Annotated in this window: 19 protein-coding genes; 2 read left to right on the top strand and 17 right to left on the bottom strand. The window is 63.1% G+C overall.

Annotated features, from left to right (window positions below; genetic code table 11):
• Positions 1 to 2: 2 nt before the first annotated feature.
• Positions 3 to 608, top strand: a complete 606-nt coding sequence (gene coaE, locus V3330_RS18465) for a dephospho-CoA kinase (protein WP_354696935.1) — start codon at positions 3 to 5, stop codon at positions 606 to 608.
• Here the strand turns inward: coaE and secA are convergent.
• Together secA and V3330_RS18455 are read right to left on the bottom strand one after the other, a co-directional pair.
• Positions 600 to 3,401 (bottom strand): preprotein translocase subunit SecA, encoded by a 2,802-nt coding sequence (secA, locus tag V3330_RS18460; protein WP_354696934.1) that lies wholly within the window; start codon positions 3,399 to 3,401, stop codon positions 600 to 602. The genes coaE and secA overlap by 9 nt on opposite strands.
• 162 nt (positions 3,402 to 3,563) lie before the next feature.
• Positions 3,564 to 4,316, bottom strand: a complete 753-nt coding sequence (locus V3330_RS18455; protein WP_354696933.1) for a M23 family metallopeptidase — start codon at positions 4,314 to 4,316, stop codon at positions 3,564 to 3,566.
• Positions 4,317 to 4,476: 160 nt separating this feature from the next.
• On the opposite strand from V3330_RS18455, the gene V3330_RS18450 reads away from it, so the two are divergent.
• Positions 4,477 to 4,893 (top strand): DciA family protein, encoded by a 417-nt coding sequence (locus V3330_RS18450; protein WP_354696932.1) that lies wholly within the window; start codon positions 4,477 to 4,479, stop codon positions 4,891 to 4,893.
• Between the two features lie 138 nt (positions 4,894 to 5,031).
• Here the strand turns inward: V3330_RS18450 and lpxC are convergent, their stop codons facing one another.
• The 15 genes from lpxC to mraZ all read right to left on the bottom strand — a co-directional run bounded on the left by lpxC (position 5,032) and on the right by mraZ (position 21,906).
• Complete coding sequence (gene lpxC / locus V3330_RS18445; RefSeq protein ID WP_354696931.1) at positions 5,032 to 5,943, bottom strand: UDP-3-O-acyl-N-acetylglucosamine deacetylase; 912 nt, start codon at positions 5,941 to 5,943, stop codon at positions 5,032 to 5,034.
• A 618-nt stretch (positions 5,944 to 6,561) separates the two neighbouring features.
• A complete protein-coding gene (ftsZ, locus tag V3330_RS18440; RefSeq protein ID WP_354696930.1) occupies positions 6,562 to 7,737 on the bottom strand; it encodes a cell division protein FtsZ in 1,176 nt (391 codons plus the stop codon).
• A gap of 38 nt (positions 7,738 to 7,775) precedes the next feature.
• Positions 7,776 to 9,008 (bottom strand): cell division protein FtsA, encoded by a 1,233-nt coding sequence (gene ftsA / locus V3330_RS18435; RefSeq protein ID WP_354696929.1) that lies wholly within the window; start codon positions 9,006 to 9,008, stop codon positions 7,776 to 7,778.
• A gap of 187 nt (positions 9,009 to 9,195) precedes the next feature.
• Positions 9,196 to 9,963, bottom strand: a complete 768-nt coding sequence (locus V3330_RS18430; protein WP_354696928.1) for a cell division protein FtsQ/DivIB — start codon at positions 9,961 to 9,963, stop codon at positions 9,196 to 9,198.
• Complete coding sequence (locus V3330_RS18425; protein WP_354696927.1) at positions 9,960 to 10,901, bottom strand: D-alanine--D-alanine ligase; 942 nt, start codon at positions 10,899 to 10,901, stop codon at positions 9,960 to 9,962. The genes V3330_RS18430 and V3330_RS18425 overlap by 4 nt, the downstream gene beginning before the upstream one ends.
• Entirely contained in the window at positions 10,898 to 12,301 is a 1,404-nt protein-coding gene (gene murC, locus V3330_RS18420; RefSeq protein ID WP_354696984.1) for a UDP-N-acetylmuramate--L-alanine ligase, read from the bottom strand. The genes V3330_RS18425 and murC overlap by 4 nt, the downstream gene beginning before the upstream one ends.
• Before the next feature lie 26 nt (positions 12,302 to 12,327).
• Entirely contained in the window at positions 12,328 to 13,416 is a 1,089-nt protein-coding gene (gene murG, locus V3330_RS18415; protein ID WP_354696926.1) for an undecaprenyldiphospho-muramoylpentapeptide beta-N-acetylglucosaminyltransferase, read from the bottom strand.
• Entirely contained in the window at positions 13,413 to 14,597 is a 1,185-nt protein-coding gene (ftsW, locus tag V3330_RS18410; RefSeq protein WP_354696925.1) for a putative lipid II flippase FtsW, read from the bottom strand. Before ftsW ends, murG begins: the two co-directional genes overlap by 4 nt.
• An 11-nt stretch (positions 14,598 to 14,608) precedes the next feature.
• Entirely contained in the window at positions 14,609 to 15,691 is a 1,083-nt protein-coding gene (gene mraY / locus V3330_RS18405; protein WP_354696924.1) for a phospho-N-acetylmuramoyl-pentapeptide-transferase, read from the bottom strand.
• Positions 15,691 to 17,040: a UDP-N-acetylmuramoyl-tripeptide--D-alanyl-D-alanine ligase gene (locus V3330_RS18400; protein WP_354696923.1), complete on the bottom strand. Its 1,350-nt coding sequence runs from the start codon at positions 17,038 to 17,040 to the stop codon at positions 15,691 to 15,693. The genes mraY and V3330_RS18400 overlap by 1 nt, the downstream gene beginning before the upstream one ends.
• Entirely contained in the window at positions 17,037 to 18,500 is a 1,464-nt protein-coding gene (locus V3330_RS18395) for a UDP-N-acetylmuramoyl-L-alanyl-D-glutamate--2,6-diaminopimelate ligase (protein ID WP_354696922.1), read from the bottom strand. The genes V3330_RS18400 and V3330_RS18395 overlap by 4 nt, the downstream gene beginning before the upstream one ends.
• On the bottom strand, positions 18,497 to 20,218 hold the full coding sequence (locus V3330_RS18390; RefSeq protein ID WP_354696921.1) for a peptidoglycan D,D-transpeptidase FtsI family protein: 1,722 nt from the start codon (positions 20,216 to 20,218) through the stop codon (positions 18,497 to 18,499). Before V3330_RS18390 ends, V3330_RS18395 begins: the two co-directional genes overlap by 4 nt.
• Positions 20,215 to 20,484 carry a cell division protein FtsL gene (gene ftsL, locus V3330_RS18385; protein ID WP_354696920.1) on the bottom strand — a complete coding sequence of 90 codons (270 nt, stop codon included), beginning with the start codon at positions 20,482 to 20,484 and terminating at the stop codon, positions 20,215 to 20,217. Before ftsL ends, V3330_RS18390 begins: the two co-directional genes overlap by 4 nt.
• A complete protein-coding gene (gene rsmH / locus V3330_RS18380; protein WP_354696919.1) occupies positions 20,481 to 21,410 on the bottom strand; it encodes a 16S rRNA (cytosine(1402)-N(4))-methyltransferase RsmH in 930 nt (309 codons plus the stop codon). Before rsmH ends, ftsL begins: the two co-directional genes overlap by 4 nt.
• 43 nt (positions 21,411 to 21,453) lie before the next feature.
• Positions 21,454 to 21,906: a division/cell wall cluster transcriptional repressor MraZ gene (gene mraZ / locus V3330_RS18375; RefSeq protein WP_354696918.1), complete on the bottom strand. Its 453-nt coding sequence runs from the start codon at positions 21,904 to 21,906 to the stop codon at positions 21,454 to 21,456.
• Between the last annotated feature and the right edge of the window lie 790 nt (positions 21,907 to 22,696).

Raw genomic sequence — 22,696 nt, 5'->3', positions numbered from 1 at the left:
CGATGCCGACTGAACGGCCCAGGGTCATCGTACTCACCGGCGGCATCGCATCCGGCAAGACCTCCGTTTCCGATCGTTTCGCCGAACTCGGTGCGCCGGTCATCGACACCGACCTGATCGCCCGTGAAGTCGTTCAGCCCGGCGAAGCCGCACTGACCGAAGTCGTCAGCGCGTTTGGCGACGAGGTGTTGACCGCGGACGGCGAACTCGACCGCAGCCGCATGAGGGACCTGATATTCAGCGACCCCGAGCGGCGCCGCCTGCTGGAATCCATCCTGCATCCGGCCATCGCCGAGCGGGCGCTGCAGAGAATACGGACTACGACCTCAGGGCCCTACTGCATCCTGGTCGTACCCCTTCTGGCCGAAACCGGGCTGTTTTCCTGGGCCGATCGCGTTCTGCTGGTGGATGTCGACGAAGAAACCCAGATTCGCAGGCTGACGGCACGTGACGGCTCCAGCCGGGAACAGGCCGAGGCGGCTCTGGCCGCACAGGCCAGCCGGGAAGAACGCCGCGCGCTGGCCGATGACATCATCGACAATTCAGGGAGCCTGGACGAACTGTACGCGGCGGTGGACCACCTGCACGCGCAATACTCGTCAGCTTAATTTTCCGTGGCAGTGCTTGTACTTGTTGCCTGATCCGCAGGGGCACGGTTCATTGCGCCCGACTTTGCGACCGTCACGCACATAGGTTTCCGGGGTTTCCGGCGCGGAGCCGGGCGCCCCCTGGGCGGCCCCCGCGGGTGGCTGACCGGGAGCCGGCGGCGCCGCCGGGCCCGCTTCGTCGTGGCGGTACTGCAGCGGCGCATCAGTTCGCCGCTGTGCATCCACGGCTTCGACATCCTCCTCGGCCTTGACCTGAACCCGGGCGAGAATCCGGATCACCTCGTGCTTGATGTTACCCAGCAACTCGGTGAACATCTCGTAGGATTCACGCTTGTATTCCTGCATGGGCTGCTTCTGGGCGTAGCCCCGCAAACCGATGCCCTGCCGCAGATAATCCATGCGCGCCAGGTGATCTTTCCACTGCTGGTCGAGCACGTTGAGCATCAACGCCTTCTCGAAGTGCCGCATCACCTCCGGACCGGTCTGCTCTTCCTTGGCGGCGAAATGCCCGTCCACGGCTTCCATGATGCGCTCTCGCAGCACGGTTTCGTGGATCTGCTCGTCTTCTTCCAGCCATTTCACCAGCGGCAGGTCGATGCCGAACTCACCTTCCAGACGCTGTTCCAGACCCGGCAGATCCCACTGCTCGTCGATACTTCCCGGCGGAATGAACGTATTGACCGCATCTTCCACCACGTCAGCACGCATGTCGCTGACCGTATCCTGGATTTCCTCGGCCTCCATCAATTCGTTGCGCTGCTGGTAAATCACGCGCCGCTGGTCGTTGGCCACATCGTCGTAATCCAACAGATGTTTGCGCACGTCGAAGTTGTGCGCCTCCACCTTGCGCTGGGCATTTTCGATCGCGCGATTCAGCATGCCGGCCTCGATGGCCTCGTCTTCCTTCATGCCGAAGCGCTGCATCATCGACGACATGCGATCGGACGCGAAGATCCGCATCAGGCTGTCTTCCAGCGACAGGTAGAACCGCGAGGAGCCGGGATCGCCCTGACGGCCGGAACGACCTCGCAACTGATTGTCGATGCGCCGTGATTCGTGACGTTCGGTGCCGATGATGTGCAGCCCGCCGGCCGCCAGCACCTTCTCACGGTCCGCGGCGCAGGTTTCGCGGTGCCGTTCCAGCGCGGCCTTGTACTCGTCGGTCGTCACGTCGCATGCACCCGGAACGCAGGCCTGTTCTTCACCATACACTTCGACCCGGGCGGCGAACTCGGGGTTGCCGCCGAGCACGATGTCGGTACCGCGGCCCGCCATGTTGGTCGCGATGGTCACCGCACCCGGGCGCCCGGCCTGCGCGACGATCGCAGCCTCGCGCGCATGCTGCTTGGCATTCAGCACTTCATGCGGAACCTTCTGTTTCTTCAACAGACCGGATATCAATTCCGAGGTTTCGATCGACGTGGTGCCAACCAGCACGGGCTGTCCACGTTCCGAGCAGTCCCGGATATCGTCGATGATGGCCTCGTACTTGGCCTCGCTTTTCAGAAAAACGAGGTCATCACGATCATCGCGGATCATCGGCAGGTGAGTCGGAATGACAACCACCTCGAGACCGTAAATGGTCTGGAATTCGTAGGCCTCGGTATCCGCGGTACCGGTCATGCCGCCGAGTTTGTCGTACAGACGGAAGTAGTTCTGAAAGGTGATCGAGGCCAGGGTCTGGTTCTCGCGCTGAATCGGCACGCCTTCCTTCGCCTCGACCGCCTGGTGCAGGCCTTCCGACCAACGCCGTCCGGCCAGGGTGCGGCCCGTGAATTCGTCGACGATGACCACTTCGCCGTCCTTGACGATGTAGTCCACATCGCGGGCGAACAGGTGATGCGCGCGCAGCGCCGCATTGAGGTGATGAACGAGATTCAGGTTGTGCGCATCGTACAGGCTGTCGTCTTCCTTCAGCAGGCCTGAACGTACCATCAACTCTTCGACGTGCGCCATGCCGTCTTCGGTGAGGTAAACCTGCTTCTGCTTCTCGTCGATGGTGAAGTCACCTTCACCGACCTCGCCTTCGGCCTCTTCCAGAATTTCGGCCCGTTTGAGATTCGGGATCAGCTGGTTGATCCGAACATAAAGCTGGGGCGACTCATCGGCCGGACCGGATATGATCAGTGGCGTTCTGGCCTCGTCGATGAGAATGGAATCGACCTCGTCGACGATGGCGAAATAACGATCGCGTTGAACCTTCTGGTCCGACGAGAACGCCATGTTGTCCCGGAGGTAGTCGAATCCCAGTTCATTGTTAGTCGCGTAGATGACGTCACAGGCGTAAGCTGCCCGCTTCGCCGGAGGCGTCATGCCTGGAACGACGACACCCACGGTCATGCCCAGGGCCTCGTAGACCGGGCGCATCCATTCCGCGTCACGCCGCGCCAGGTAATCATTCACCGTGACGACGTGAACCCCCTGGCCAGTCAGGGCATTCAGGTAGACCGCAAGGGTCGCCATCAGGGTCTTGCCCTCGCCCGTCTTCATCTCCGAGATCATGCCGCGGTGCAGCACGATGCCACCGACCATCTGCACGTCGTAATGACGTAATCCCAGGCTGCGCTGCGAGGCTTCGCGCACCAGCGCGAACGCCTCGGGCAGAAGGTTGTCCAGCGAAGCACCTTCCTGGTGGCGCTGGCGCAGTTCCCCGGTTTTGGTTTTGAGGTCGTCGTCGGACAGGGCTTGCATATCCGGCTCCAGATCGTTGATCTGTTGCACGGTTTTGCGCATCTTCTTGATCAGCCGGTCATTACGGCTGCCGACAATTTTCGTAAAAAGCTTATTCAGCATCGGAATTCATTTCCGGACAGGATGGTCGGGTAAGCAGTTGCTCTGCCGAATGTGGGGACGGATCGCGGCGGAAACAAGCCGCACGTCCCGGTCCGCAAGCTCTCGGACCGGGTGCAGTATACCGCCACCGGAGCGCATGGCCACCGGGAAAAGGAATCCGGCTCAGCGGAGGTTTTCGACAAATCGGGCGGGGTTGACACTGCGGCCGTTGTGCAGGACCTCGAAATGGACATGCGGCGCGGACGAACGCCCGGTGCTGCCCAGACGGGCGATAAGCTGGCCCGCTCGTACCGGATCCCCCGGCTTGACCACGAGATCGTCATTATGCGCGTACCGGGTGCGGTATCCGTTACCGTGATCGATCTCCACGGTATTTCCGTAGCCCTGGCGCCGTCCGGCCCACACCACCACCCCGCTGGCGACGCTCAGCACGTCGCTGCCGCGGGTGCCTACGAAATCCAGGCCGTGATGATGCGCCTGTTCACCGGTAAACGGATCGGTTCGCTCGCCGTAACGTGATGAGATCCAACCCTTGCGCACCGGCCAGCCCGCCGGCGTCGTGTCGTCCTCGATCTGCCGGTTCACCATCAGGTACTGGAGGGCGTCCAGTTGCGATGCCTGCCGGCGCAACCGCTCACCCAGATCACCGATGGCCAGTTGCAGACCGGCATTGTCCACGGGTGTGGCAGACGGTTCGGCCGGACCACCCATCGGGGCCGGGTCGTTGAAGTCGAATTCGTCGAGCGTCAACTGGCCCATCTGGGCGATACGTTCGCCCAGTGCGTCGATTCGGGTGGACGCCGCCTGCAATTCCGCCAGGCGCGCTGAAAGAGCATTCAAACCGGAACGGTGCTCACGCCGCAGCCGATCGACCGTACGTTGCTGAAGCAGAATTTCGACACGGAGGTCAGCCATGGCCTGGCTCACCGAAGGCGGTGCGTCGACGGAGCTCCGGCCGGCCGCAAATGCCAGCACAAGCCCACCCGTGATCAGAACGGCCGACAAAATCCGGCGACCACGGGTCGCGGATTCGATGCTGGCGTTTCCCATACGGGCTGCAGTAGGCTTCATATCTATGGCTAATCCTCCTCGTTCCCGCAAGGCCGCTTCACGGATCGACGACGTGGTCGCACGCCGCGACAGCTCTCTGGGCCCCTTGTGGCGCCATGCCCGCGAACTGGCGCGCCTCGACGATATTCTTGCCGGGCTGACCGACCCCGATACCGCTCGACATGTCCAGGTGGCCAACCGCCGCGAGGACCGCCTGATCCTGTTGGCGCCCAGCGCAGCCTGGGCCACCCGACTGCGCATGCAGGCTCCCCAACTGCTGGAAGGCCTGCGCCGTGCCGGCCTGGACACGATCCGGCATATCGATATCCGCGTGGCACCGCTGGTACGCAGCTCGGCGCCGCAAAAGGTCCGTCGTCCGCTTTCGCCGGCCGCAACCGAAGCGCTGGACCAAATGCACCATCTGGTGCGGCGCCGCCGCTGAAGACAGCGCTATCCAGGATCCACCCGGCCGTACGGCGGAGTCGGCAACGCCCGCCAGGCCTCCGGGCGGCGAGTGTGCCCGGCTTCCTGCCGGAAATATGGAGTCCAGGGAATCGAGGCCTGGAGCGGTGTACCGCTCCTAGACGGCCTCTGCCGGATGTGCGTAGGACACCGGCACGCTGTCGGACGCGTCGTAGGTAACTTCTTCCCAGGCGGAAGGTTTTTCCAGTAACGTGCGCAACAGCTGGTTGTTCAATTCGTGGCCGGACTTGTAACCGGAAAAAGCACCGATCAAGCCGTGGCCGAGCAAATACAGGTCGCCGATGGCATCCAGCACCTTGTGTTTCACGAACTCGTCTTCGTAGCGCAGACCGTCCTCGTTCAATACCCGGTAATCGTCCAGCACCACGGCATTGTCCATGCTGCCACCCAGCACGAGATTACGTTCACGCAGCATTTCGATATCGCGCATGAACCCGAACGTCCGCGCACGCGCCACCTCTTTGAGGTAGGACGTGGTGGAAAAATCCACCGAGGCGAACGACTGGTGTGATTTGAATACGGGGTGATTGAAATCAATCTTGAACGAGACCCGGAACCCGGCATGCGGCTCGAACCGGGCCCACTTGTCGTCACTGCGAACTTCCACCGGTTCCAGTACGCGGATGAAACGCTTGGCCGCCGACTGTTCCTCAATACCGGCCGACTGGATCAGAAACACGAACGGACCGGCACTGCCATCCATGATCGGAACTTCGGCATTGCTCAGGTCGACGTATGCGTTGTCGATGCCCAGGCCGGCGAATGCGGACATCAGGTGCTCGACCGTCGAAACCCTCACATCGTCACGCTCCAGCGTGGTATTCATGCTCGTGTCCCCGACACAGGTCGCGAACGCGGGGACCTCGACCACCGGATCGAGGTCGATGCGACGGAAAACGATGCCGGTGTTGACCGCTGCGGGACGCAGCGTCATGAATACTTTCTGACCGGTGTGAATACCCACACCGGTGGCTCGAATGACGTTCTTGAGGGTGCGTTGTCTTATCATTATGGGACTCCTCGCAGCCCGCAAAACCTGCGGCATACTAGCACAGCACCCCTTTTGAACAAAGAATTATGTGGGGTTTTTAACCACAAGTGTTGTAATTTAACAACAAATTAACAAACCCCTAACAAAACCGACACATTTCCCAAAATCAGCGCCACAGCCGGCCGCCAGGGCGGCGAGCGAAAGACGACCGGCCGCAGCGCTTTCTACCCTCTCCCCATCAAACCTCCGACCTCAATCCCGACCATCCGGCATCACAAGAGCCCCGCACAGCCAGCGGGAGCGTCCTGATCGATGCCTGCCGGTTTGCGCCGAACCCCGACGCAACCTCCCAAGAAGCCGAACACAGCCAATGGGAACGTCTCGATCGATGCCTGCCGGTTTGCGCCGCAGGCGCATGAAGGCAGGCGTGAGAGCGAGACAACCCCGCGTCGACCAAGTGACTGTCCCACCCTCGATCGATGCCTGCCGGTTTGCGCCGACGAACCCCGACGCAACGTCCAGTGAAGCCGCATACAGCCGCTGGGAACGTCTCGATCGATGCCTGCCGGTTTGCGCCGCAGGCGCGAGAAGGCAGGTCTGAGAGCGAGACAACACCCTTTCAACATCGTGACTATCCTAATCCGCCTGGTTTCTGAGGAATGAAGGAATATCCAGGTAGTCGATGTCCCGCTGATGGGCGAAGAGGTCCTTGTTCTCCGCCTTGGCCAACCGCCGGTCGCGGTCGGACAGGGCATCATCGGCTTCACCTCCGGTTTCCGCCTCGAAGTCGGGCCTGCCGGTAGTGCCATTGGCCACCAGGCGCATGGGCTTGTCTTCCGATGCCCGGGCGCGCAGGGAATCCCCGATACCCGTGGCGACCACCGTCACCCGCAAATCATCGCCGAGATCGGGATCGATGACCGTACCCACCACGACGGTGGCATCGTCGGAGGCCAGATCGGCCACCGTTCCGCCCACCTCTTCGAATTCCTTCATCGTCAGGTTCGGACCGGCCGTGATGTTGACCAGGATGCCGCAGGCACCCGACAGGTTGATGTCCTCCAGCAGAGGACTGCCAATCGCCGCCTGGGCCGCCATGATGGCTCGATCGTCTCCGGCGGCCTGGCCGGCACCCATCATCGCCATGCCCATTTCCGACATGACCGTGCGTACGTCGGCGAAATCGACGTTGATCAATCCGGGTCGTGTGATCAACTCGGCGATGCCCTGTACCGCACCCTGAAGTACGTCGTTGGCTGCCTTGAAAGCATTGAGCAGCAGGGTCTCACCACCCAGCACCGCCGCCAGCTTGGAGTTCGGAATCGTAATCAGGGAATCGACATGGGCCCCCAGTTCCTCGATGCCCTTTTCGGCAATCAGCATGCGCCGCTTGGCCTCGAAATGAAATGGTTTGGTGACGACAGCCACCGTCAGGATGCCCATTTCCTTGGCCGCCTGAGCGATCACCGGCGCGGCACCGGTGCCCGTGCCTCCGCCCATGCCGGCCGTGATGAACACCATGTCGGCACCACCCAGCATTTCCATGATGTGATCGCGGTCCTCGAGGGCGGCCTGGCGCCCCACCTCCGGGTTGGCGCCCGCTCCCAGGCCCTTGGTCACGCTGGACCCGATCTGCAGGATCGTCTTGCCCTTGAATTGCCGCAGGGCCTGGGCGTCGGTGTTGGCCGCGATGAACTCGACGCCCTCGATGCTGGCGTCGATCATCTGTGCAACCGCATTTCCGCCCCCACCCCCGACGCCGATCACCTTGATCATCGCGTTTGGTGTGAAGTTCTCTACTAGTTCAAACATTTTTACTATCTCCTCTCGCTCGCCGTTTATTCGTATCGTCAGAATTCGCCCCGGAACCAGCTACGCACCCGGTCGAAGAAGGCTTCGCCGCCTCCCGGGGTCAGGACCGCGCGGCCGTAGTCCGCCTGACTGCCGTACAGCAGCAAACCGACACCGGTCGCGTGAATCGCATTCGAAACCACGTCGGACAGACCGGAAACCCCTTGCGGGGTCGCCAGCCGGACCGGCATGTGAAAAATCTCCTCGGCCAGTTCACCGGCGCCTTCGATGCGTGATGCACCGCCGGTAAGCACCAGGCCCGCGGCGACCATGCTCTCCAGGCCGCTGCGCCTCAGTTCGGCCTGCACCAGGGAAAACAACTCCCGGTAGCGGGCCTCCACCACCTGCGCCAGTGTCTGGCGTGCAAGCCGGCGCGAAGTCCGGTCGCCAACACTGGGCACCTGGATGGTCTCGTCGCTGCGCGCCAGCTGCTCCAGCGCGCAGGCATATTTGATCTTGATGTCTTCGGCGTGCTGCGTGGGCGTACGCAGCGCGACGGCAATGTCGTTGGTCACCTGGTCACCGGCAATCGGGATACAGGCGGTGTGACGGATGGCGCCTTCGGTGAACACCGCGATATCCGTGGTGCCGGCCCCGATATCGACCAGGCAGATGCCGAGGTCTTTCTCGTCATCGGTCAGCACCGCGTGGCTGGCGGCCAGCGGCTGCATGATGAGTTCGTCGATGACCAGGCCACAGCGTGCGACGCACTTGCCGATATTCTGTGTCGCGCTCAACGCCGCGGTCACCACGTGCACATGGGCTTCGAGCCGAACCCCCGCCATGCCGATGGGTTGCCGGATACCGTCCTGGTTGTCGATGACGTATTCCTGCGGCAGCACGTGAAGGATTTTCTGATCGGCGGCCACCGGTACCGCCCGGGCGGCGTCCAGGACCCGGTCCACATCGCCTTCAGACACTTCCTTGTCCTTGATCGCTACCGTGCCATCGGAGTTCAGGCTGCGGATGTGGTTGCCGGAAATTCCCGCGAAGACCGAATGGATCTCGCAGCCCGCCATCAGTTCGGCTTCCTCGACGGCCCGCTGGATCGCCTGTTCGGTCGAAGCCATGTCGACGATGACGCCCCGTTTCAGGCCCCGCGATGGATGCGAGCCCAGGCCGATGACTTCGACGTTTCCGTCGGCCTGAACTTCTCCGACGATGGCCACGATCTTGGACGTTCCCACGTCCAGGCCGACGACCAGTGATTTCTCGTTTTTTCTGGCAGCCATCTCAAATGTTCCCGTGCATTCCAATGCCATCGACGGTTGGGCACCGCGACGCAGCGACACCCCGGGAATGCCCGCTGCGATCCACAGAACCCCTGCGCCGGAAGGGATACAGGGCTCTGAAACCCTTGATGTTATTGAGCCGGAAACGAAGCATTTGCATTTGTCCTGATGACTTTTTGTCCATGGCTCAGTTGTCGTTCCCCGCCAGATCCGCGGACGGTTCCGGCCAGCGGACGGCAAATCCATTGGTGTAACGCAGGTCCACGGCCAACGGGGGTAGCGGCTGGTTCCGCAACAACGGGTTCCAACTCGCCATCAACCGCTCGAGGCGCTCCACCGGTTCATCCCGCCCCAGTTCGAGGTGGGTACCGCCACTGACGATCATCGACCAGGACCCGCGCTGATCGAGCACCAGTCGGTCGACTTCCAGGCCGGCCGAATCGAGCATGGTGTTGAACCGCACCCATTGCGCCAGCACGTCGTCCAGACGCTCGTCCGGACCCCGCAGCCAGGGCAGTCCCTGGATGCCGTCGGCGTCCGGCGCCGGAAATTCCACGCCCTGGGCCGACACCAGCCGGCCCGAGTTCCAATGCGCGACGGGCCGATGTTCCTCAACGGTGACCCGCACCGTGTCCGGCCATTGCTTTTGCACCACCACACTCGCCGCCCAGGGATTGCGCATCGCCGCATCACGCAAACGTTGCAAATCCAGGGTGAAGAAGCTCGCACTCACGAGTGGCGCCAGACTGGACCGCAACTGTTCGGCACTGATGCGCTGGAACGGACCGTTGAGTTCCAGCCAGCGAATCGGCCAGCGCTCGCGCGCCACGATTCCGGTGCCGACCCAGGCGGTGCCGGCAATGGCCACGCCGAACAGAATCAACAGCACGAGCACGCCCCGGCTGAATCCCTGGCCGCGAAGGCCGCCTCGCACCGGTGTCAATCGCCGGTTCACAGGCTGGTCTCCAGAATCAGCCACACGAGTTCGTCAAAGCCGATACCCATTTCCGCCGCGGCCTGGGGGACCAGGCTGTGATCGGTCATGCCGGGAGTCGTGTTGACCTCCAGGAACCAGGCCTGACCCTCGTCATCGAGCAGAAAGTCGACCCGCCCCCAACCCGAGGCGCCGAGCAGATCGAACGCGCGCAGCGCCTGTTCGCGCAAACCGTCTTCGACCGCGGCGGGCAGACCGCAGGGACAGTCGTAACGCGTATCGTCGGATTCGTATTTGGCCGTGTAGTCGTAAAACGCCCGCGGGGTCTCCACCCGGATCAGGGGCAAGCTCGTGCGCCCGAGGATACCGGCGAAATACTCCCCGCCCTCGATGGCTTTCTCGACCAGAACGATGGGGCTGTAGCGGCGGGCCAGTGCAATGGCCGTTTCGAGTTCTTCGTCGTTTTCGACCCGGCTCACACCGATGCTGGAGCCCAGCCCCGCGGGTTTGACGAACAGCGGCAGGCCGAGGCTGTGAATGGCATCGCGTCCGTCCATGTCCGGCCCCTGCAAAACTGCGAACGGCGGGGTCAGGATGCCGTTGCGCTCCCAGACCCATTTCGACCGCACCTTGTCCATGGTCAGCGCGGACGATGCGAGATCGGCGCCGGTGACCGGGACATCCATCAGTTGCAGCGCGCCCTGCAGGCTGCCGTCTTCTCCACCCGGGCCGTGCAGGAGATTGAAAACGCGATCGACCCGGCCCGCTCGAATGCCTTCGAACAACGCCATCGGTCCGTCGAAGACCTCGTGGTCGATTCCGTTGCGCTCCAGCGCAGCGGCAACCGCACGGCCACCGTTCAATGACACCTCCCGCTCCGCGCTGTCTCCGCCAATCACGAGCCCGACCCGGCCGAACCCGGCGGCCTGCGCCATGCGCCGTTCCGGCACCCCGTTCACGCGGCCTCCCGCCGGCCGAGGCCGTTCTCGCGAATGTCCTGCGCCACCTGCCCGATGTTGCCGGCTCCCAGCAGCAGGACCAGGTCACCCGCCTCCAGCAGGGACGGCAACTCGGCGGCGAGGTCTCCGACTTCGGGGATGAGGATGGGCTCGACCTTGCCGCGCGCGCGGATGGACTGACACAGCGCCCGACTGTCCGTTCCGTCGATGGGCGCCTCACCCGCGGGATAGATGTCGGTCAATACCGGGACGTCGGCGGCGGAAAGCACCTGGACGAAATCGTCGAACAGGTCGCGCGTGCGGCTGAAACGATGCGGCTGGAAGACCGCGACAAGGCGGCGATCGGGCCAGCCCGAGCGTGCCGCTTCAAGGGTGGCCTGAACTTCGGAGGGATGGTGCCCGTAGTCCTCGATAACCAGCACATCCCCGTCTTCGACGTCGTAGGTTCCCACTTCGGCGAAGCGCCGCCCGATGCCCTGGAACCCAGCCAGGCTGTCCAGAACGGCCGGCACGTCCACTCCCAGTTCCCACGCCACCGCGATCGCTCCCAGTGCATTGAGGACGTTGTGAGTGCCGGGCAGATTGAGCCGCACCTGGTGGGCCCGGTCGTCGTTCGGCAGGTGCAGTTTGAAGCGCATCATTCGCCCGCGCTGCACCAGTTCACTCGCGCGCACATCGGCGTTCGCGGTCAAGCCGTAAGTAACGACCGCCCGGGTCACGTCGGGCAACAGGGCTGCGACATGCTCATCATCCGCGCAGAGCACCGCCACACCGTAAAATGGCAAATGGTGCAGAAACTCCAGAAACGCACGTTTCAGGGCACTGAAACTGCCCCCGTAATTCTCCAGGTGATCCCGGTCGATGTTGGTCACCAGGGCCACGACCGGCTGCAGCAGGAGAAACGACCCATCGCTTTCGTCAGCTTCGGCCACCAGGTATTCACCAGTACCCAGGCGGGCGTGACTGCCCCAGGCATTGACCAGACCGCCGATCACGAATGTCGGGTCGAGACCCGCCTCGGCCAGCAAGCCGGCCGTCAGGCTGGTCGTGGTCGTTTTGCCGTGCGTGCCGGCCACGGCGATGCCGCGGCGGAAGCGCATCAGTTCGGCCAGCATTTCGGCACGTGGCACGACCGGTATTCGCAGCTCGCGCGCCGCGCGAACCTCGGGATTGTTCTCACCCACGGCGCTGGACACCACCAGCACGTGCGCACCCTCGATGTTGTCCGCACTGTGGGCGTCGTGAACCGTGACACCCAGTTTCTGCAGGTGGCGCGTGGTGCTGCTGACGGCGAGGTCGGAACCCGATACTTCGAAGCCCTGATTCACCAGCACTTCGGCAATCCCGCTCATGCCGGCGCCACCGATGCCAACGAAGTGCACACGCCGGATGCGTCGCATGGGCTGGAGGTAGGAAGCGGTACGGTTCACGATGCCATCGCCTCCTGGCACAGGTCCGCCACCCGCCGCGCGGAATCGGGCATCGCCAGACCTCGCGCGGCCAGCGCCATGTCCAGCAAACGCTCCCGGCTGGTCAGCAGACTCGCCAGCAGGTCCGCCAGGGCCTGCGCCGAGCAATCCGCCTCACGGATCATTTCAGCCGCACCGGCCGCCGCCAGGTAATCGGCATTGCATGCCTGGTGGTCATCGACGGCATGCGGAAACGGCACCAGAACTGCCCCGATACCGGCTGCCGCCAGCTCCGAAACCGTCAAGGCTCCAGACCTGCAGACCACCAGGTCGGCCCAGGCGTAGGCCCTGGCCATGTCGTCGATGAAGGGTTGCACCCGGGCCTCGATTCCCGCATCCCGGTAGGCTTGCCGGGTTTCCTCGGCGCGGTCGCGCCCCGCCTGATGGTGGACCTGAGGCCGGAGTGATTCGGGCAAGAGCCCCAGCGCCGCCGGAACCTTCTCGTTCAAGGCGCGGGCGCCCTGGCTGCCACCGGTTACAAGCACGCGAAGGGGACCGTTTCGGGCGGCCATGCGGGCTTCGGGTGCGGGCAGCCCGACCACATCCGCACGCACCGGATTGCCACAGGTGACGGCCGCCGCAGCAGCCGGCCAGGATCCCGGAAACGCCTGCAGTACGCTGCGGGCGAAGCGTGCCAGGACGCGGTTGGTCAATCCGGGCACCCGATTCTGCTCGTGCACCAGTAACGGCACACCCCGCAGCCACGCGGCCAGACCACCCGGTCCCGCCGCATAGCCGCCGAAACTCACCGCACACTCCGGCCGATGACGACCGATGACGCGAAAGGCCTGGAACACCGCTCGCGACAGCTTCCACGGCATGCCAAGCCAACGGACCAAACCCTTGCCGCGCAACCCGGAAATCGAGACGGCATCCAGCGGGATGTTCGCGGCGGGCACGCGTTCGCATTCCATGCCGCCGCTGGCGCCAAGCCAACGCACGGGAATGCCCCGTCCCTGCAATTCTGCGGCCACGGCAAGGCCGGGAAAGATGTGCCCGCCTGTTCCACCTGCCATGATCAACACGCCACCAACCTCCCGTGTCATGCCGTCGCCCGTTTCAGCGACGTCCGCCGCCGTAACGGGGCGCCGCTTTCCAGATCGAGTTCGAACTTGATGCGCAATACCATGCCCAGCGCGAGCAGGGTCATCAGAATGCTGCTGCCGCCCGAACTGATCAGCGGCAGGGTCAGACCCTTGGTGGGCAGTACGCCGAGATTCACGCCGATGCTGACCATGGCCTGCAATCCGAGCCACAAGCCGACGCCGAAAGCCAGAAAACCGGCGAACGGTCGCCCCCGTCGATGGGCGAGAATTCCGACCACCATGATGCGGGTGACCAGCAGCAGGTAGAGGCCCATCACCAGAACCACGCCAACCAGGCCGAATTCCTCGGCCAGCACCGCGAAGATGAAATCGGTGTGCGCTTCGGGCAGGTAAAGCAGTTTCTGGATACTCGCCCCGAGCCCAACGCCCAAGAGTTCGCCCCGTCCGACCGCGATCAGCGCCTGGGTCAACTGGAATCCGCTGTTGAATGGGTCCGCCCAGGGATCCATGAAGCTGACGATGCGCCGCAGGCGGTAGGGCTCCATGGCCGCGAAACCGAACACCGGAATGGTCAGCATGCCAAGCACGGCAATGTGCCGCCAGGCGGCACCGGCCAGCCAGATCAGCCCGGCGATGATGGCGATGATCACCGCCGCGCTGCCCATGTCGGGCTGCACCAGCAGAATCGCGGAAAGCAGCCCGCCGAACAGCAGCGGCTTCAGGGTATCGAAGAATCGGGTCCGCACCAGGTCCGCCTTGCGTGCGAGATAGCCGGCGAGATAGATGATCACCATCAGCTTGACGGCTTCCACCACCTGGAAGTTGACAAACCCCAGCCGAACCCAACGGGTGCTGCCATTCACGGTGTGGCCGATACCGGGGATGAACACCATCAGCAGGGCCAGCAACGAGAGCAGCATCATCGGCCGGCTGACCCGTTGCAGGAAGTCGATCGGAACGATGCGGAAAGAAAGCGCCAACGCGACACCCAGACCCACGTAGATGCAGTGGCGCAGCACATAGTGGTAGGGCTGCATGTCCTGCCCCTCGCTGACGGCAATCGACGCCGAACCCACCATGACCACGCCGATGGCCACCAGCAACACGGCCGGCAACATGACCCACAGATCGAGCCCGACGACGGGGCGCGCCAATCCGGCGTCACGTGCCTGGGTTTTCATGCCGGATCGTCTCATCGGATTTTCAGGGTCGCCAGACCGGCCAGAACGAGGATGACCGAGATGATCCAGAAACGTACGATCACGCGCGGCTCGGGCCAGCCCTTGAGTTCGAAATGATGATGGATCGGCGCCATGCGGAAAATGCGTTTCCCCGTCAGCTTGAACGAAGCCACCTGCAGCATGACCGACAGTGTTTCGACCACGAATACGCCGGCCATCAGGATGAAAACCAGCTCCTGGCGAACGACTACAGCGATCAAACCGAGTGCCGCCCCCACCGCCAGCGCGCCGATGTCACCCATGAATATCTGGGCCGGATAGGTGTTGAACCACAGAAAGCCCAGTCCCGCTCCACCCAACGCGCCGCAGAATATCGCCAACTCACCGGCCCCCGGAATGGAAGGCAGGCCAAGGTAACCGGAGAACCCTGCATGCCCGGCCACGTAGGCGAAAATACCGAGCGCCGCAGCCAGAAAAACAGACGGCATGATGGCCAGTCCATCGAGACCATCGGTCAGATTGACGGCATTGGAAAAGCCGACGATCATGAAATAGGTGGTCACCACGTAGAACACACCCAGCGGGATCACCACGCCCTTGAACAGCGGTACGATCAGCTCGGTGGAAGCGGGCTGTTCGGCGGTCTGGTACAGAAAAACCGCGGCGGCCAGGCCGAACACGGACTGCCCCAGGTACTTCCAGCGTGCCGGCAGACCCGCGGAATCCTGGAGCACCAGTTTGCGATAGTCGTCCAGCCAGCCAATCAGCCCGAAACTCAGAGTCACCGCCAGCACAACCCACACGTAGCGGTTGCTCAGATCCGCCCACAGCAGAGTGGTCAGCACGATGGAGAACAGGATGAGCGCCCCCCCCATGGTCGGTGTGCCGGCCTTGGACAGGTGTGACTTGGGTCCCAGTTCACGAACGGGTTGCCCGGTCTGGTTACGCACCAGACGCCGGATGAAGGCCGGGCCCAGCACCAGCGAGATGGTCAGCGCCGTCAGCGCACTGAGCACGGTGCGCAGGGTGATGTAGCCGAACACGTTGAATCCCGGATTGATTTCAGCCAGCCGGGCGAACAGCCAGAGCAACATCAGCAGGCCTCCTTCACATCCGCGGATTCAGTGATGGCCTGAACGACCTGCTCCATGCCCATGGAACGTGAACCCTTGACCAGGCAGTTGATCCCGGGCCTCAGCGCGGCACGCAGCGCACCGACCAGTTCGTTGCGATCGTCGAAATGTTCGGCACCGGCACCGAAGGCATCCGCTGTGCTGGCGGACATTTCGCCCAGGGCGAACAAACGCGCCACGCCCAGGGAGCGCGCCGCGTCACCCACTTCCGCGTGCAGTTTGCGGCTGTCTTCGCCGAGTTCCTTCATGTCGCCCAGCACCAGCCACGCCTTGCCCTGCATGCCGGCCAGAACCCGCAATGCGGAATAAAGCGATGCGGGATTGGCATTGTAGGTATCGTCGATCACGGTCCATCCCGCTTTGGTGGAAATCAGATTCAACCGTCCCGGCACCGGCCCAACCGATTCCAACCCGTCGCGGATATCGGCCAGCGGCACGTCGAGCGCCACCGCCACGGCTGCCGCGGCCGCAGCATTGAGCCGATTGTGTGCGCCCGGCAGGCTCAGTTTCACCTTGCATTCGCCCACGGGCGTTTCAAGACAGGTCACATCCCCGTCAGCACTCACCCGCACATCGGCATCCGCGCCGGTACCGAAACTCAGGGTCCGACCCGCCCGGTTGAGGGACTGCCAGAGTTCGCGCCACGGTTCATCGGCGTTGATCACCGCGCAGCCAGCGGCCGGAAGCGCGGCGAACATCTCGCCCTTGGCCCGAGCCACACCTTCTATATCGCCGAAGCCTTCGAGATGTGCCGGTCCGATGTTCGTGACCAGCCCGATGTCCGGATGCGCAATTTCACCCAGGTATTCGATGTCTCCGGCCCGGCTCGCGCCCATTTCGAGCACCGCATGGCGGTGTGAGGTCTCGAGCCGGAACAGGGTGAGAGGCACTCCCAGCTCGTTGTTGTAATTGGCTTCGGTAGCCAGTACAGGTCCGTTCTGGCGCAGAATGGCCGAGACCATCTCCTTGACCGTCGTCTTGCCATTGCTGCCGGTAATTCCCACAACGACAGGATCCGCGGTATCCCGCACCAGCCGGGCGATGCGACCCAGTGCTTTCAGCACATCCTCGACCACCAGTTGCGGCACCGGGGCGTCCACGGGGCGCCGCACCAGCAACGCGACCGCGCCGGTGGATACCGCCGCGCCAGTGAACTCATGCCCATCCACCCGCTCGCCTTCGAGCGCGGCAAACAGGCTGCCATATCGCACTTTCCTGCTGTCCGTGGCGACCGACTCGACCGTCACGTCACACTCCGGCCGCGGCAAGTCCAGGACCTCGCAGATGGAACTGAGCGACAGGCGGATCATGCGGCCTCCTCCAGCACGGCCCGAACGGCCGCCTCATCGCTGAACGGCAGTCGCTGTCCATTGGTTTCCTGCCAGGTTTCATGACCCTTGCCGGCAATGAGGACAATGTCGCCCGGCCGGCTGTCCTGAATGGCCCGGCGAATGGCGGCGGACCGGTCGGCGATGACCAGCGCCCGGTCCGGTGATGCCAGTCCTGTCTGCATGTCGGCGAAAATCTCTGTCAGCGATTCTCCGCGCGGATTGTCGGCGGTCAGCACCACCCGGTCGGCCAGTTTCTCGGCGATGGCCGCCATCAACGGGCGTTTGCCGCGATCCCGATCACCGCCGCAGCCAAACACACAGGTCAGACGACCGTGGAGGTGCGCACCGAGCGCCGTCAGCGCCTCCCGCAGTGCATCGGGCGTATGCGCGAAATCGACGACCACGACCGGCTGCCCGCCTTCGCCACCCAGGCATTGCATGCGGCCCGGCACCGGGTGCATCAGTTCCAACTGATGCAGCACCTGGCTCCAGGGCATGCCCAGCAGGGCGAGCGTACCGGCCGCGGCCAGCAGGTTGGATACATTGAAACGACCCATCAGACCGGTATGGATTCGGCCTCCGCCCCAGGGACCCGCGAGTTCTAGATTCAACCCGGACGCATCCATGCCAACCACCTCGGCCCGCAATTCCGCGCGCTGGCGCATTCCGTAGCTGAGCACCTGGCACCCGCCTTCGAGCTCATCCGCCAATGACCTGCCGAATTCATCATCGGCGTTGATCACGGCGAAACGGGGCCGGCAATCGGTAAACAACCGCCGCTTGGCCGCGGCGTAATTGTCCATGCTGCCGTGGTAATCCAGGTGGTCACGGCTGAGATTGGTGAGTACGGCAGCCTCGAAAGCCACATCCGCGCAGCGACCCTGCTCCAGCGCGTGTGATGACACCTCCATGGCGACCCGTTCCACCCCCGCATCGATGCATTCGGAAAGGGCCCGTTGCACGGAAATGGGGTCGGGCGTCGTCAGGCGGGCCGGCCGCAGACGATCCAGTGCCCCGTAGCCCAGGGTGCCGATCAGCCCGGCACTCCCATCGGCCCGATGCCAGGCCTGCGCAATGAAGTGAGCCGTCGAAGTCTTGCCATTGGTTCCGGTCACGCCCGCAACGGTCAAACGCTCGGAAGGAGCATGAAAAAACCGTGCGGCCAGCGCCGACAACCGGGCGCCGAGCCCGTCGACGGCCACAGCCGGAATGCCCAGTTGCGGAACGGGCGCCAACCCGTCGTGAATGACGACCGCCGCTCCCCGTTCTTCGGCCTGCAACGCAAAATCGAGACCGTGCTGACGACCACCCGCCACTGCCACAAATGCTTCACCAGGCTGTACATGGCGCGAATCCAGGTTGAGACCCGTGACGACCACGACGGGCGGCTGGTCACACCAGCCCTCCAGCAGGGTTCCCAGACTCATGGGGCAGCTCATGGCGCCTCTCCGCCCGCCCGGGTACGCTGTGACTCAGCATGGTCCACCAGCGTGCCGGCGAAGTCGTCCGGCGGAATATCCAGCAGGCGCAGGGCGCCCGCCATGACCGTGGAGAACAGGGGCGCCGCCACCGCGCCACCGTAATACTGTCCGTTACTCGGATCATTGATGACCACGACACAGACCAGCCGGGGCTCGCTGGACGGTGCGAACCCGGCGAAGGTCGAGACGTAGCGCGAGGCATAGCCGGCCGCGCTGGCCTTGCGCGATGTACCGGTTTTTCCCGACACGCGGTAGTTGGTGACCCGCGCGGCCTTGCCGGTACCATCAGGGCCGGTGACGGTTTCCATCATCGCGGCGACCTGGCGTGCGATTTCCGGATCGAGGACTGAAACGGCGGGATTCGTCGCGCCCTGGATCAGGCTCGGCGGACGCATGCGGCCCTCGTCCGCCAACGCGGCAAAGGCCGACGCGAGCTGCAGGGTGGTCACTGAAAGTCCGTATCCGTAGGAAAGGGTTGCCTGCTCGACCCGGCGCCAGCGCCGGTGGTTACGCAGCACACCGGCGGATTCCCCCGGGAAGCCGATGCCGGTGACATCGCCATAACCGAAGCGATCGTAAACGCTCCACAACTGCTCGGCTTCCATCGCCAGGGCCAGCTTGGTGGCGCCGACGTTGGACGATTTCGTGATCACCCGCGTGACGTCGATGGGGCCATAGTTGCGATGGTCCGAAATGGTGTGCCCGGAGATATTGATGGTGCCGGGGGTGGTGTCGATGGGCGTATCCGGCCGCACGATGCCGGCTTCGAGCGCAGCGGCGACCGCGAACGGCTTCATGACCGAACCGGGTTCGAACACGTCGGTGACAGCCCGGTTGCGCAAGCCGTCGCTGTCGATATTGGGCTGGTTGGGATTGAACGAAGGTTGATTCACCATCGCCAGCACTTCGCCGGATGGAATATCCAGCAGCACGATACTGCCCGAGCGCGCACCGTGCTTGAGCACGGTGCGCTTCAACTCGCGATAGGCGAGGTACTGCAGGCGGCGATCGATCGTCAGCGCGAGGTCATGACCGTGCTCGGCCTCGCGCAGTAATTCCACGTGCTCGACGGTCCGGCCCAGGCGGTCCCGAATCACCCGCTTGCGACCCGGCTTGCCCTGGAGCCAATCGTTGTAGGCCAACTCCAGGCCTTCCTGGCCGATGTCGTCGATATTGGTGAAGCCGATGACGTGTGCGGCCACTTCACCGGCAGGATAGAAGCGGCGGTACTCCTTCTGCAGGTACACACCGTCGAGGTCGGCGGCACGAATTTCTTCCGCCACGTCGGGGTGCAGACGGCGACGCAGCCAAACGAACGACCGCCCGGAGCGCTGGTTCAGCCGCCGTTCGATTTCATCGGCGTCCGCTCCGAGTATCGCGGCCAGCGGAGCGATGTCTTCCGGCGTCTGCAACAGTTCGCCGGGATGAGCCCAAACGGAATCGACCGGCGTGCTGACCGCCAGCGGTTCACCACTGCGATCCAGGATATTGCCGCGGCGGGTCGGAACCTCCACCTCGCGCATGAACCGGGCCTCGCCCTGTCCCTGCAGGAACTCGGACTCCATCACCTGGAGGTTTACGGCCCGCGCCACCAGCGCGACCGAACACAGCGCGAACACCAGCAGGAAAGCATACAGCCGGGTCAGCGGCACGGCGGTGCGTTCTTCGGAACTCATGGCCGCACCACCAGGATATTCACGGATTCCGGCGATTGCATGCGAAGGTCATCACGTGCCCGGCTCTCAACCTGTCCGGCGTCCGCCAGAAACGCCTGTTCGAGCTGCAGCCGGCTCCATTCGGCAATCAGGGCGTCTCGTTCGTTTTCGAGTTCGCCCAGACGCACAGCCTGGCGCCGGCTGTCGTGACGCGCATACACAACACCGAGCGCACTGCCGATTACGGCAACCAGGACGATCAGAACTATCAGCAGCCGGGCATTCAAGCGAGTTTCTCCGCAATCCTCATGATGGCGCTTCGGGCCCGGGGATTTGCGGAGAGTTCGGAGGAGGATGGACGAATGGCTTTCCCGACCAGACGGAGCCTGGGCTTCAGGTCCGGATGCTCGGGCAGGTTGCGACGGACCTTGCCTGGTCGTGCGGCTTCTCTGAATGTCCGCTTGACCAGGCGGTCCTCTAGGGAGTGAAAGCTGATCACGACCAGCCGTCCTCCCGGGCGCAACTCCGTTATCGCGGCGTCCAGCCCCTGGGCCAGATCTGCCAATTCGTTATTTATATGTATCCGGATTGCCTGAAAGCACCGTGTGGCCGGATGCTTTTTTGGTTCTCGACGGCCGATGGTTTCCTCAATCAGTTTTGCCAACTGACCGGTCGTTTCCATCTGCCGTTGCTGCCGGGCCATTACGATGCTCCTGGCAATCCTGCGCGCGTGGCGCTCCTCTCCGTACTCCCAAAACACCCGGGATATTTCCCGTTCCGGCGCCTCCGCCAGCCACTCGGCCGCGGAAACACCCTGTAATGGGTTCATGCGCATATCCAGGGGGCCGTCGCCCATGAACGAAAAGCCCCGTTCCGGATTGTCCAGCTGCGGCGAGGAAACTCCGAGATCGAGAAGAACTCCATCCAGATTCCCTTCCAGGCCCCAGTCACGGACGTGGCGCTCCATGTCGGCAAAGCTGCCCTGGGTAATCCTGAAGCACGGGTTCGCTTTGAACATCCCCAACCCGGCTGCTATCGCTTCAGGATCCTTGTCCAGCGCTACAAGACAGCCTTCCCCGGACAAGCAGTCCGCAATGGCCCTGCTGTGTCCACCTCTGCCAAACGTGCCGTCGAGATAGTTTCCGTCTGCGCGGATTTTGAGCCCTTCCAACACTTCTTCCAGCAATACCGGCTGGTGTTGGTCATTGCTCATCGTTCGCGATCAGCACCTCTGGCAATTCGGTTCCACCCACCCATCAAAGCACCAGGCGGGCCATTTCTTCCGACGCGGCCTCACTCAGGCTGCGCTCTTCCTCGACGCGTTTCTGGTTCAATATGGCTTCGTTCCAGACCTCGAAACGGCTGCCCATGCCCAGAAGCACGACGTGTTTTTCCAATCCGGCCACCTGGCGAAGGGTGGCTGGCAGAAGGATTCGCCCTGTCCCATCCGGCTCCACGGCCGCCGCGCTGCCGACGAGGCGGCGCTGGAGGCTGCGATGGCCTGGATTGAAGGTACTGAGGCTTGTCACTTCGTCCCTGACTCTTTCCCATTCCTGTTCGGGGTATAACCACAGCGCCCCTGAATCGAATGCGCTGTAGGTCAATACCATCCGGCCACCGCACTGCTCCTGGATCGAGTCCCGGTAGCGCATCGGTATGGCCAGACGCCCTTTGGCGTCCAGGTTGATTGCTGTTTCGCCGAAAAACACAATGTTTCCACCTGGATGACACTATTTACCACTTATTCCCACTAAAGTGCACAATAGTGGAATTTCAAGTCGTATGTCAAGCAGGGCAAGTACTTAGGCCATCATTAAATCAACCGCATCGGGAGCCGGTGCGGCGGAATCCTGACTTTTCAGTGGCGGCTTTCGCGGAACATCTTGTTTCCATTCCGGAATTACAATGCGCTCTTTTTTGCACGGCCGTTCGTGTTCGATTTCGTTCGCCGATGTCATTTGTCCAACCTGGGCTCCGATGAGCATTGGGCCGTTCAAGCAGTCTCCGACCGCAATTCCCACTTCTCATTGCCAGCCCAAACCGAACACATCCCCAATCAGCCCACTGACCCAACAGCTCTCGCTCCCTGCTGGGTTCGCGGTAGCTGGATTCCGCTCATCTGGAAGGCTCATGGAAACCGTGCCTTCGAGCAGGCAGGCGCTGCGGCGCATTCTCCTTTGGCCTCTGGCGAAATAGCCTGGAAACCTTGCGGGTTTCGCGTTAGCTGAATTCTGCTTATCCGGAAGGTTCATGGAAGAACGTGCCTTCGAGCAGGCAGGTGCTGCGGTGCTTTCCCCTCAGGGCTTTGGTGCAACAGCCTGGAGACCTTGTTGGTTTCGCGTTAGCTGAATTCCGCTTATCTGGTAGGCTCATGGAAACCGTGCCTTCGAGTAGGCAGGTGCTGCGGCACATTCCCCTCAGTGGACGGCGTGGACCCTTCCCTGGGGCCTTCGCGCCGCCGTCCTGGCGGCGAGACCCCTGAGGGGAACGCGCCGCATC

The organism is Elongatibacter sediminis, assembly GCF_037892215.1.
Classification (GTDB): Bacteria; Pseudomonadota; Gammaproteobacteria; order Xanthomonadales; family SZUA-36; genus Elongatibacter; species Elongatibacter sediminis.
Note: the sequence above shows the minus strand (reverse complement) of the source record. Positions and strands in the feature narration are given on the sequence as shown.